Origin of the sequence: Lamprocystis purpurea DSM 4197 (genome assembly GCF_000379525.1) — a bacterium.
In the GTDB taxonomy this organism is placed as follows: domain Bacteria; phylum Pseudomonadota; class Gammaproteobacteria; order Chromatiales; family Chromatiaceae; genus Thiodictyon; species Thiodictyon purpureum.
The window spans coordinates 17,388-29,981 of the sequence record NZ_KB902513.1 but is presented as its reverse complement, the minus strand read 5'-3'; the positions used below and the strand labels follow the sequence as shown (position 1 = coordinate 29,981).

At 55.6% G+C, this 12,594-nt stretch carries 9 protein-coding genes; 5 read left to right on the top strand and 4 right to left on the bottom strand.

Features of this window, described 5'->3' with window-relative positions; translation table 11 throughout:
- Nucleotides 1-219: 219 nt before the first annotated feature.
- Nucleotides 220-2,631, top strand: a complete 2,412-nt coding sequence (gyrB, locus tag A39O_RS0119925; protein WP_020506433.1) for a DNA topoisomerase (ATP-hydrolyzing) subunit B — start codon at nucleotides 220-222, stop codon at nucleotides 2,629-2,631.
- A gap of 23 nt (nucleotides 2,632-2,654) precedes the next feature.
- Here gyrB and A39O_RS34370 read toward each other — a convergent pair whose 3' ends face one another.
- Genes A39O_RS34370 through glyQ form a run of 4 tightly spaced genes read right to left on the bottom strand, consistent with a single transcriptional unit; the run spans nucleotide 2,655 to nucleotide 6,975 of the window.
- Nucleotides 2,655-3,419: a lysophospholipid acyltransferase family protein gene (locus tag A39O_RS34370; RefSeq protein WP_157640288.1), complete on the bottom strand. Its 765-nt coding sequence runs from the start codon at nucleotides 3,417-3,419 to the stop codon at nucleotides 2,655-2,657.
- Nucleotides 3,416-3,973 (bottom strand): D-glycero-beta-D-manno-heptose 1,7-bisphosphate 7-phosphatase, encoded by a 558-nt coding sequence (gene gmhB / locus A39O_RS0119915; RefSeq protein ID WP_083924796.1) that lies wholly within the window; start codon nucleotides 3,971-3,973, stop codon nucleotides 3,416-3,418. Before gmhB ends, A39O_RS34370 begins: the two co-directional genes overlap by 4 nt.
- A gap of 3 nt (nucleotides 3,974-3,976) precedes the next feature.
- Entirely contained in the window at nucleotides 3,977-6,049 is a 2,073-nt protein-coding gene (gene glyS / locus A39O_RS0119910; RefSeq protein WP_020506430.1) for a glycine--tRNA ligase subunit beta, read from the bottom strand.
- Entirely contained in the window at nucleotides 6,049-6,975 is a 927-nt protein-coding gene (glyQ, locus tag A39O_RS0119905; RefSeq protein ID WP_026199558.1) for a glycine--tRNA ligase subunit alpha, read from the bottom strand. Before glyQ ends, glyS begins: the two co-directional genes overlap by 1 nt.
- Before the next feature lie 678 nt (nucleotides 6,976-7,653).
- On the opposite strand from glyQ, the gene glnA reads away from it, so the two are divergent.
- From glnA to ntrC, 4 genes are all read left to right on the top strand, one after another.
- Nucleotides 7,654-9,057: a glutamate--ammonia ligase gene (gene glnA / locus A39O_RS0119900; protein ID WP_020506428.1), complete on the top strand. Its 1,404-nt coding sequence runs from the start codon at nucleotides 7,654-7,656 to the stop codon at nucleotides 9,055-9,057.
- A 240-nt stretch (nucleotides 9,058-9,297) separates the two neighbouring features.
- Complete coding sequence (locus A39O_RS0119895; RefSeq protein ID WP_020506427.1) at nucleotides 9,298-9,825, top strand: DUF4124 domain-containing protein; 528 nt, start codon at nucleotides 9,298-9,300, stop codon at nucleotides 9,823-9,825.
- Between the two features lie 243 nt (nucleotides 9,826-10,068).
- On the top strand, nucleotides 10,069-11,151 hold the full coding sequence (gene glnL, locus A39O_RS0119890; protein ID WP_026199557.1) for a nitrogen regulation protein NR(II): 1,083 nt from the start codon (nucleotides 10,069-10,071) through the stop codon (nucleotides 11,149-11,151).
- Nucleotides 11,144-12,562, top strand: a complete 1,419-nt coding sequence (gene ntrC / locus A39O_RS0119885) for a nitrogen regulation protein NR(I) (RefSeq protein ID WP_026199556.1) — start codon at nucleotides 11,144-11,146, stop codon at nucleotides 12,560-12,562. Before glnL ends, ntrC begins: the two co-directional genes overlap by 8 nt.
- Nucleotides 12,563-12,594 lie beyond the last annotated feature (32 nt).

Genomic DNA, 12,594 nt, shown 5'->3' with positions numbered 1-12,594 from the left:
AAAGACTGATAGGGTTCTTGAACGGGATCTGTTGGGTGACAGGTTCGGCTTGCTGATGTTCCACGTGGAACATTGGCGCGTTTTGATCTGTCGGGTAAGGTCGCAGCCCGTCCGGATGTTCCACGTGGAACATCACGAAAAGCCACTGACAGTAACCTGCTTCTGTTTTTCTATCTCCGGCAGCTAGCCTTTCTACCGGATTTTTGAGCAACGTTTAAAATGACTTACGATTCTACCAACATCAAAGTGCTGCGCGGTCTAGACGCCGTCCGAAAGCGTCCAGGCATGTATATTGGCGATACCGACGACGGGACGGGATTACATCATATGGTGTTTGAACTCGTCGATAACGCGATCGACGAAGCGCTCGCCGGGTACTGTTCCGAAATAAAGGTCACCATCTATCGTGATGGATCAGTTGGTGTCACTGATAACGGGCGGGGGATTCCTATCGATATCCATGCTGAAGAGAACCGATCGGCCGCCGAAGTCATCATGACCGTGCTCCACGCTGGAGGAAAATTCGACGATAACTCCTATAAGGTGTCAGGTGGTTTGCACGGTGTCGGCGTTTCCGTCGTAAACGCACTTTCCGAGCGACTCCTGCTGCGGGTTTGCCGGGGTGGCAAGGTTTACGATCAGGAGTACCACTTGGGTGTCCCGCAATACCCACTCAGGGAGATTGGCGAGACGCTGGAAAGAGGAACAGAGGTACGCTTCTATCCTTCTCCGGAGATCTTTTCAAATCTGAGCTTCCACTACGATATCTTGGTGAAGCGTCTTCGCGATCTGTCATTCCTCAATTCAGGTGTGCGGATCATGCTCACCGAGGAAATGAGTGGCCGGCAAGATATCTTCGAACATGAAGGGGGTATTGCAGCGTTCGTCGACTATCTGAACCGAAATAAATCACCCATTCATCCTTCAGTGATCTATTTTTCGGCCGAACGCAGTTCAATCCAAGTCGAACTGGCACTCCAATGGAACGAAGGGTTTCAGGAGACGATTTTTTGCTTTACAAACAACATTCCTCAGCGTGATGGAGGGACCCATCTTGCTGGCCTCCGGGCCGGGTTAACCAGAACATTGAATGGATATATCGAACGCGAAGGGCTCGAAAAAACACAGAAAGTTCGGGCGGTCGGTGACGATGCTCGAGAAGGTTTGACCGCGGTCTTGTCGGTTAAGCTCCATGATCCTAAGTTCTCCTCCCAGACAAAGGATAAGCTGGTTTCATCCGAGGTAAAGGCCACCGTAGAGTCTCTTGTTGTAGACCACGTTAACGCATTTCTTGAGGAACAACCGAGCCAGGCAAAAATTATCGCTGGGAAGATGCTCGACGCGGCGCGTGCGCGCGAGGCGGCCCGTAAAGCAAGAGAAATGACCCGCAGAAAGGGCGTGCTTGATATCGCGGGGTTACCCGGAAAACTGGCAGATTGCCAGGAGAAAGATCCGTCGAAATCGGAGTTGTATCTCGTAGAGGGTGATTCCGCCGGAGGGTCAGCGAAGCAGGGGCGAGATCGCGGGTTTCAAGCAATCCTGCCATTGAAAGGAAAGATTCTAAATGTTGAAAAAGCGCGATTCGACAAGATGATCTCATCTGCTGAAGTCGGTACCCTGATCACGGCACTGGGTTGCGGAATCGGTCGAGACGAATACAATCCGGACAATCTTCGCTACCACCGCATTATTATCATGACGGATGCGGACGTGGACGGAGCACATATCCGAACCTTGTTATTGACGTTCTTCTATCGACAAATGCCGGAGTTGGTCGATCGAGGCTACATCTACATCGCTCAGCCGCCGCTCTATAAACTGAAGAAAGGAAAACAGGAGGAATATCTTCTGGACGATACGGAACTTAACGCGGCCATGCTTCAGACCGCACTAGATGGATCAAACCTTTTTGTATCGGCAGATGCACCTCCTTTGGCAAGCACTGCTCTTGAGACGCTAGCGCGGGATTATCAGGTGTTTGCTGGAATCTCGCGCCGCCTCTCAGTGCGTTATGATCCGATTTTCCTTCAAGAGTTAGTACGTGCCCCGCGAGTGGATCACGATTTGCTTTCAGATCCCGAGCGGTTGGCCATCTGGTGTCGCGACGTTGAGATGCGAATGAACGCTCAACATGAGAACATCTCGGCCCTCCGATTTACCCTGAAGCGTATCGAAGGTGATGTCCAGAAACCTGGATATCTCGAACTCATTCGATGGGTCCATGGCATCTCTGAAACACGGCAGATTCCACTAGAGTTCTTTAATACTGCAGATTATGAGCGCATTTCGGGGTATGGCGAAAGAACCGCCGGACTTCTCGATTCGACCGCAGTTGTTTCACGCGGTGAGCGCACAATGTCTATCTCAGATATTGGTCAGGGAATACGCTGGCTATTAACTGAAGCACAACGCGGGTACAGCATTCAGCGATACAAAGGCCTCGGTGAAATGAACCCTGAACAGTTGTGGGATACCACTATGAATCCGGAGTCGCGCAGACTGTTGAGAGTCACCATCGAAGATGCAGTATCAGCCGACCAGATATTTACCACCCTGATGGGAGATAATGTCGAGCCGCGCCGTGAGTTTATTGAACGTCACGCGTTGGATGTAGAGAACTTGGACGTGTAGTTCTGCGCGAGCGGGATATCATATCAAGGGGGGGGGGGGGGCGAACCAGGATTGCGTGGACCGCCGGTGAGTCCTTTCCGCTCCAAGGCGGATGTGGTCGATTCAATCCAATCCTCGGCTTCACGGTTGATCTGTGACGCCGCTTTGCCTTGCGTCACGATCTCCGGGCCGATGACCAGGTCGATTTTCCCTGGTCGCTTAAGAATACTTTGCCGTCCCCAGAACATCCCGGCATTGTGAGCGATCGGCACGACAGGATACCCACTGCGTTCCGCAAGAACAGCTCCACCGATGTTGTAGGCACGCCGTTCGCCCGATCGGACGCGCGTGCCCTCCGGAAAGACGATGACCCATTTCCCTGAGGTTAAGGACTTTTTTCCGTCCTTAAGCAGTCGTTTCATCCCCATCATCCCGGCGGCGCGATCAATGGCGATGGGCGAGAAACTGTTCAGCGCCGCTCCAAACAGCGGTAACCGGAGCAGTTCCTTCTTAAGAACCCAGGTCTGTTCAACCGGTAAGAGCGCCCTCAAGGCGATGGTTTCCCATGCGGATTGATGTTTACATAACACGATCGCGTTGGTCGCCGGTAATAGTTCCCATCCACTGACGCGATAACCGAGGCCACAAGTGAGCCTGAGCGCTCCGAGATTGGACTTAGCCCAAAGCTGCGCAAGCCGGGAGCGGCGTCGGTATGAGAGAAAGCGACCTACCACCACGATGGCGGATCCAAAAAAAAGAACTGAAAGGATGAGATAAACCAGATAGATGAACGACCTCAAGATAGTCAAGCGTTCCTCCAACGATCCAAAAGGTCATGCGCCGCCTCATTCAAATTGCTGAACACCCGAACATCGGAAAGATCAGGATGATCGCTCAAAGTCTGTTCACCTTTTCCGGTCCGTACGAGTATCGGCTCCATTCCAACCTTTCGCGCTGCTTGAACATCTGAAAACGAATCGCCGATAAACGGCAATCCGCTCAGGTCGAGGTTGAACCGATCCTCGATTTGCCGGAGCAGCCCCGGGCTTGGTTTGCGACAGGTGCAGTGATCCGTGGGACCGTGTGGACAGAAAAAAATCATCTCCACCCGACCGCCGTTACGGGATAAGCAATCCTGGAGCTTCTTGTGAATTCCGTTCAGCGCGGAAAGATCAAAGAGCCCACGCGAGAGACCTGACTGATTCGTCACGATCACTATTCGAAACCCGGCCTGCGTCAGCCTTGCTATTCCGTCAATACTGCCGGCGATCGGTATCCATTCGGACTCGGACTTAATGTACTCATCCGAGTCCTCATTGATCACACCATCGCGATCTATCGCAACAAAGCGTTCCACTGTTATGCTCTACTGAAGAAAGGAAATATCTGCTACGTGAAGAAACAACCCCTCGAGCCGCATCAGCAGGCGCAGACGGTTTTCCCGGATTGTCGCATCACCATCCATGACGAGAACCTGGTCGAAAAACGTATCGACGTCGTCACGCAGATCCGCAAGTTTCTGGAGTACGGCGTTATACTCTCTTTTCTCAATCAGCGGTTGAATTTCCAGTTCTGCCGCAGCCACCCGCCGCCATAGGTTCGCTTCAGCCGGCGCCGCAAACAACGCGGTGTCGGGTGCGATCGAACCATCGACGAGCATCCCGCTCTTAGCCACGATATTGCGAATACGCTTATTCGCGGCAACGAGCGACGGACATCCGGCGGCATGGCGAAATTGCTGTACAGCATGGACCTTGAGATCTAACTGGCTGATAACAGATTCATCTGTCGCGATAACCGCATCCACCGTATCCTGACTGATCCCTTGCTCTTGATAGAACCCAATAAGCCGGTCGAAGACGTACTTTTGCACGCTATCCGCCGTACCTGGAGCGATCGTCGTTTGATCAAATCCTTGTTCCGCAGTCCTGAGCAGTATACCCAGGTCCAGATCAAGGGGCGTTTCTATAAGAATCCGAAGTACCGCGATCGACGCCCTTCGTAAACCGTAGGGGTCCTTTGTTCCGGTTGGCTTTTGGCCAATTCCGAAGATCCCCACCAAGGTGTCCAGCCGATCCGCAAGCGCAAGTGTGATCCCACAGCGACTGGTTGGGAGCGAGTCTCCAGCAAAACGCGGAAGGTACTGCTGCTCTAACGCGTCGCAAACTTCCTGATCTTCACCCCACTTTCTCGCATAATATTTACCCATGATCCCTTGCAGCGCAGGGAACTCAGCGACCATCGATGTCACCAGATCACACTTAGCGAGAAAAGCGGCCCGTTCTACCGATTCTGGGTTGTCATCGAGCAGGATGGCGATTTCCCGTACCAGCCTGACAACGCGCTGCGATTTTTCAGCAATGGAGCCGAGGCGCTCTTGAAAGACGACCGTCTTCAGCCGTTCAAAATGGTCCTGAAGCGGTCGCTTCAAATCCTGTTCCCAGAAGAATTTCGCATCACTGAATCTTGGTCGTATAACGCGTTCGTTCCCTAACCGGACTTGCTCAGGATCTGTGCTGACAATATTGGCGACAGCAATAAAGTTCGCCTGCAGTTGGCCACTGTCATCGCGCAGCGCAAAGTATTTCTGGTTCTTGCGCATCGTTTCGATCAACACTTCAGCCGGTACCGAGAGGAACTGAGAATCGAATGACGCGAAGATGGCTACCGGCCATTCGACTAGCCCAGTCACCTCATCCAGCAAACTTGCCGCCAGATCTGCTTTCATTCCGTGTGCGGACGCTAATCCTGCAACCTGATCTTCAATTGCCGCGCGCCTGTTACTAAACGAAGCCTCAACATAACCATGCTCCCTCAGTAATGCAGGGTACTGAGATGCTGCAGGTACGCGCAGGGGCCCCGGGGCATGGAATCGATGACCAAAGGTGACCTGCCCAATCGTGACACCAAAGATCTCACCGACGACGGTTTGCTCTCCGAAAACCATGCAAACCCAATGAATGGGCCGTACGAACTCGGCGCTCCCGTTTCCCCAACGCATGCGCTTTGCGATCGGCAGTTCGTTCAGGACCTTTTCCAGCATTGGCGGCAATAGCACCGCAGTCAATTGACCTTCATCCAATTTCTTGAAGACGAGCCATTCGCCTTTGTCGGAGCGCTCTCTCTCCAAGTCCTCGACTTCGACGCCACATGATTGCGCGAATCCGATCGCTGCCTTGGTTGCCTTTCCGTTCCGGTCGAATGCGGAGGCTACTGACGGACCTCTACGAAAGCGCGCTTGCTCCGGTTGCCGCACAGCCACATCTTCCACGATGACAGCCAGTCGACGGGGCGTGCAGAACTGGAGTACCTTGCCGTGATGGATTCCCTGTTCATCGAGCTGTGCCGAAAGTCCCGCGGTTAGAGCACCTGCCAACTCGCGCAAAGACGTAGGCGGTAACTCCTCGGTACCGATCTCAAAAAGCAATTCCTTCATCATTATCGGGTCACATCCCGCGTTTCTTGATTGAGCATTGGGAATCCGAGCGATTCCCGCTTCGTATAGTAAGCTTGCGCTACGGCACGCGCTAAGGCCCTGACCCGCAGAATAAACCGCTGGCGCTCGGTCACTGAAATGGCGCCGCGAGCATCCAGCAGATTGAACGCATGAGACGCCTTGAGTACCTGCTCATATGCCGGTAACGGCAGTTCTGCTTCAACAAGGCGTTGACTGATGCGTTCGCTGGCATCGAAAGCGGCAAACAGCGTGTCGACATCCGCTTCTTTGAAGTTGTAGTTGGATTGCTCCACTTCGTTCTGAAAAAAAACATCGCGGTAGGTTACGACGCTTCCAGCGGATCGACCCCAAACGATGTCATAGACGCTCTCGACTGATTGAAGATACATGGCAAGCCGCTCGAGGCCGTAGGTGATTTCGCCGCTGACCGGTCGGCAATCCAACCCCCCGACTTGCTGAAAATAGGTGAACTGAGTGACTTCCATGCCGTTCAGCCAGACCTCCCAGCCGAGGCCCCAGGCACCAAGGGACGGCGACTCCCAGTTATCTTCTACGAACCGGATATCATGAACGAGTGGATTGATACCGAGATACCGGAGGGACTCGAGGTAAAGGTCCTGGATATCCAAGGGGGACGGCTTCAATAACACCTGGAACTGATAGTAGTGTTGAAGACGGTTGGGATTTTCTCCGTAGCGCCCGTCGGTCGGACGTCGTGACGGTTGAACGTATGCCGCCCGCCAAGGCTCCGGGCCGATTGCGCGCAGGAAGGTCGAGGGATGAAAGGTACCTGCACCAACTTCCATGTCGAATGGCTGGACAACGACACACCCTAAGCTGGCCCAATACCGCTCAAGCGCAAAAATCATGCCTTGGAACGTGGAAACATCTGCTGACTCCAACTTCAAGGTAAACCACCATTTCTTACCAAACTGCGAAGAGCGGAAGTATATCTGTAAGCCGGATCCCAGAACCAGTTTTCCAACTCGCGATCAAAATTCCGACCGCTTCGCCAAAGCAGCATCCAAGTGGGGGCACGGAGCGTATCAGTTCCGAAATACAGCAGATGTTGTTGCTGTCTCCGCAAAAAGGTCCGATCTCCGTCGAGCGAGATGCTCTATCATGGTGCAGTCCGCACCAACAAGGTCCGGATTGGTGCGTCAACGGCAGCAATCTGCCCTGTTGACGATCCGAGCACCGACCTGGGCCCGAAAGCAGTTGGTCAAAACCTTCATCGCTTAACGCTAAAACAGCCTCTTGCCGGTATCATTTCAAACTGGGTTCCTGCGAAACCCGCACGATCAGCAGCAAAACCTACTGTTACCTGAGTTCCTGGGCAATGTTGCCGTTGGATTTCCCTGGCCCGATAAATGCAAGATACCGCACGCCTGTCGACCTTCCCCACACGACAACCCTGAGCGATGTTCCTGGCTCGTGCAACGGACAGGGCCGCCGGACGGGACCAGCATGCAGCGCTGCATCTGACCTGTTACGCTCCGCTGTTGGGGGATGCGGCAGTCGCTAAACCGAAACGACGCGACGCTACCCATACGGCGTGCCCATTTTTCAGCACTGGAGAGAAATCCATGGCAGATGTCTTGAAGATGATCAAAGAACACGAAGTGAAGTTCGTCGATCTTCGCTTTACGGACACACAAGGCAAGGAACAGCATGTGTCGATGCCTGTATCCCAGATCGACGAAGACATGTTCAAAGACGGCAAAATGTTCGACGGTTCGTCGATCGCCGGGTGGAAAGGCATAGAAGAGTCGGACATGGTCCTGATGCCGGAGGCGGCGACAGCGGTGATGGACCCGTTTTCCGACGAAAATACGCTGATCATTCGTTGCGACATTCTCGAGCCGAACACGATGCAGGGCTACGAGCGCGATCCGCGATCCGTCGCCAAGCGTGCCGAGGCCTATCTCAAGTCCACTGGGATCGCTGACGTCGCTTTTTTCGGCCCGGAACTCGAATTCTTTGTGTTCGATGACGTGCGGTGGGGCTCGGACATGAGCGGCTGCTTCTACAAGGTCGACTCTGACGAGGCCGAGTGGAACTCCGAGCGTGTCTTCGAAGATGGGAATATGGGCCACCGGCCCGGCGTCAAGGGCGGCTATTTTCCGGTTCCGCCGGTCGACTCGCTTAACGACCTGCGTGCCGCAATGTGCCTTGCGATAGAGGAAATGGGCGTCCCCGTCGAGGTTCATCATCACGAGGTCGCGACCGCCGGGCAGTGTGAGATCGGGACCAAGTTTGCGCCGCTGGTGCAGCGTGCGGATTGGACGCAGATCCAGAAGTACGCTGTCTGGAACGTGGCTCACGCCTACGGTAAGACGGCGACCTTCATGCCGAAGCCAATGGTCGGAGACAACGGTACCGGCATGCACGTCCATCAGTCACTCGCGAAAGACGGCGTGAATCTGTTCTCCGGAGACAAGTACGGCGGCCTTTCTGAGACGGCGCTCTACTACATCGGGGGTATCATCAAGCATGCGCGGGCCTTGAATGCCTTCACGAATGCTTCGACGAATTCCTATAAGCGCCTGGTCCCGGGTTTCGAAGCGCCGGTGATGCTCGCCTACTCCGCGCGCAACCGTTCCGCGTCGATTCGTATCCCCTTCGTGTCCAGTCCTAAGGCGCGTCGGATCGAAGTGCGATTCCCGGATTGTACCGGCAATCCCTACCTCTCCTTCTCCGCCATGATGCTTGCCGGCCTCGATGGGATCATGAACAAGATCCATCCGGGCGACCCGATGGACAAGGACCTGTATGACCTGCCTCCTGAAGAGGAAAAGGCGATCCCGACCGTCTGTCATGCCCTGGACATGGCGCTGACCGCGCTTGATCAGGATCGGGAGTTCCTGACGACGAGCGGTGTGTTCACGGATGACCTGATCGATGCCTACATCGGCCTCAAGATGAAGGAAGTCACCCGGCTGCGGATGACGACGCATCCGGTTGAGTTCGATCTTTACTACAGCCTCTGACCTGAAGGCTGTTGGTCAGCGACGTCCTGAGGTGATTGCCGGAGAAGCCTGTACCAGGTCGCGAAGGATTTTCTTCTGCCTTATCGAAGCGCCGACAGGAGCATAGCGGGGCTATGCGACTGTCGACGCGACGCGGAAGGCGGGCGAACAGACGAGCGAGGTGAGATAGGATTGCACAGAAATCGCGTAAGGCGTCGCTGCCGTGTTGAGTCGGCACAAAGACTCGGCTATGCTTAGGGTATGTTCAGGGTTACGTACATCATCCTGGTCGCCGCTGTCATCCTCCCGATTGCCCAGTCGGCATTCGGGCAGATTTTCAAGTGGGTCGATTCCGAAGGCTATACCCAGTTCTCTGACCGTCCGCGGCAAGATGCGCAAGCGATCGCGATCGACCTGAAAGACACGGGTCCTTCGGGAAGCACCGAGCAATCAGCGAGCGTCGAGGGCGCTCTGCTTGGCCCCTACGCGGCCTTCGAAGTCGTTTCTCCCGAAAAAAATCAAACCTTACGTCCGGCAGAGAGAAACGTGCCGGTCAGTTTGATTATCGACCCCCCTCTGCTGCCTGGGCATCAGCTTCATCTCGTGATGGACAGTGTTCCTATTGCTGTCGATCAGGCCGCCGCAACGCAAATGAGCCTAACCGAGGTCCCTTGGGGAAGCCATCAAGTCGTCGCCGAGATCCACGATTCCAAGGGTGATACCATTGCCCGGACTCCTCCTGTGACGTTTCACTTACGCAAACCCCTTCCCCCCGGCGTACTCCCCTAACCCGATTCCGCTGTTTCTCACCGCTCGGACATCGCCTGTCGCCGGGGCTGTCACTCTCTTCGATCGCTTCAGGCTACCTGGCGAGCTTCTTGCATTTGCTTTGTCAATCGCCCGTTCAAGGGTTTCCAGGCACGCCCTTATCGTAGACAGCCGCGCAAACCGGTACGCGGTTCTCTTCTCTGAACTTTTCTTTGGTTTGCCTCGGTTACCGGCGTGTGTCATGGATCCTTATCGGCATTCAGAATGAGTATAAATCGCGTCACTCCCTCTCCACTTGAACAAACGGTCGTCGATCATTTAAGTACGGCGGTGATGCTTTTTGGTGCCGATTTGTGCCTCAAGTATCTGAATCCGGCTGCGGAAATGCTCTTTCAGTTCAGTGCGCGCCATGTGGTTGGCCTCTACGCCGGTAATGTTCTTCCTTGTCCTGGGACTCAAGTGGAACGGCGTCTTCGCGATGCCTTGACCTCGCGACATCCTTTTACGGAACGCGAACTGAATGTCGTTCTCCTGGACGGGCGCACTATTACGGTGAACTGCACCGTACTCCCGTTGCACCATTTTGATGCGGATCCGGAAATCCTCGTCGAACTCCATCAGGTCGACAGACAACTCAGGATCACCCGTGAGGAGCACCTGCTGTCTCAGCATCAAGCGACTCAGGCGCTGATCAAGGGTCTGGCCCATGAGATCAAGAATCCGCTTGGCGGACTCCGCGGGGCGGCTCAACTGTTGGAGCGGGAACTGCCCGATCCAGGACTCCGCGAATACACGCGTATCATTATCGACGAAGCCGATCGGTTGCAGGCGCTGATGAACCGGATGATCGGCTCCAATCGTATGCCGACCCGTGCCAGGGTCAACATCCATACGGTATTGGAGCATGTTCGAGGTTTGATCAGTGCCGAGTTCCCCTCCGGCCCGCAGGTTCTTCGGGACTATGACCCGAGCCTGCCCGAACTCAGCGCGGATCAGGATCGGCTGATTCAGGCATTCCTGAACATTGCCCGTAACGCTGCTGCCGCGACCGGCGCCCGCGGGCTCGTCCAGCTTCGTACCCGCGTGTTACGCCAGTTCACCATCGGGAGCAGGCGCCATCGACTCGTGCTGCTGACCGAGATCAGTGACAACGGGCCGGGCATTCCCGAGGAGATCAAGGATCAGATCTTTTTCCCGATGGTCTCCGGCCATCCCGGGGGAAGCGGTCTTGGACTTCCGATCGCCCAGGATCTTATCAATCAGCATGGGGGATTGATCGAATGTGAGAGTCGTCCAGGCGACACCCACTTTTACGTCTACTTGCCGCTGGAGCCAGAACATGCCTAGAGAAACTCGGGTCTGGGTGATCGACGACGACCGATCTATTCGCTGGGTGTTGGAACGCGCCCTCCGCAAGGCCGAGATGCATGTGACCTGCTTTTCCAACGGCGTCGGCATCATGGAGGCATTGGAGCGGGAACAGCCGGACGTCATTCTTTCCGACATCCGGATGCCCGGAATCGACGGCCTGGACCTGTTGCGGCAGGTGACCTCTCGCTATCCGGGTTTGCCGGTCATCATCATGACCGCCCATTCCGACCTGGACAGCGCTGTCTCGGCCTTTCATGGGGGCGCATTCGAGTATTTGCCCAAGCCGTTCGATATCGACGAGGCGGTCAGTCAGGTCGGCAGGGCCTGTCGTCGCGTGCGTTCCGATGTCACGGAAGAGACGGTGGTTCTGCATGGGCCCGACATCATCGGCGAGGCCCCGGCGATGCAGGAGGTATTTCGCGCGATCGGCCGCTTGGCGCGCTCGAACATTACCGTCCTGATCAATGGTGAATCAGGGACCGGTAAAGAGCTGGTGGCCCACGCGCTGCATCGCCATAGCCCACGCAGCGATCGGCCCTTTATCGCTCTCAACATGGCGGCGATCCCGCGCGACTTGTTGGAATCCGAACTCTTTGGGCACGAGCGCGGCGCTTTCACCGGGGCACAAGCCAGGCGTGAGGGTCGGTTCGAGCAGGCTGACCGTGGTACGCTCTTTCTCGATGAAATCGGTGATATGCCGGCCGAGCTTCAGACCCGACTACTGCGTGTTCTGTCCGATGGTGAGTTCTATCGGGTGGGCGGGGTCGCGCCGATTCGTGTCGACGTGCGGATCATCGCGGCGACCCACCAGAACCTGGAAGATCTGGTTCGGCAGGGGCGATTCCGCGAAGACCTGTTCCACCGCCTCAACGTGATCCGCATCCAGCTTCCCGCCTTGCGTGACCGGCGTGAGGACATCCCGCTGCTCATGCGACATTTCTTGGTTCAGGCCGCTCGCGAACTCGGCTGTGATTCGAAGATCCTGTTGCCGACCGCGATTGAGCAACTGAAGCGTCTCGATTGGCCGGGAAATGTGCGTCAACTCGAGAATACCGCGCGCTGGCTGACGGTGATGGCATCGAGCAAAGAGGTTCATGCGGAAGATCTGCCGCCCGAGCTGAACACCGTGAGTACCGAGGCCGGTCGCGATGAGCCTTGGGAGATGGTCTTTCGCCGCTGGGCGCGGCAGAGCCTCAAACGAGGGCAAGGTGCGCTGCTGGATCAGGCGCTGCCGGCATTCGAGACGATTCTGATCCAAACGGCGCTCGAACATACCGGCGGACGGCGGCAGGATGCCGCGCGCCTGCTGGGTTGGGGCCGCAACACGCTAACGCGTAAAATCAAGGAACTCCAACTCGATTTAGGGCGCGATCCGGAAGAGGCCTGAGCCGGGGACTCACCGATCCGCTCGGAGAAGCT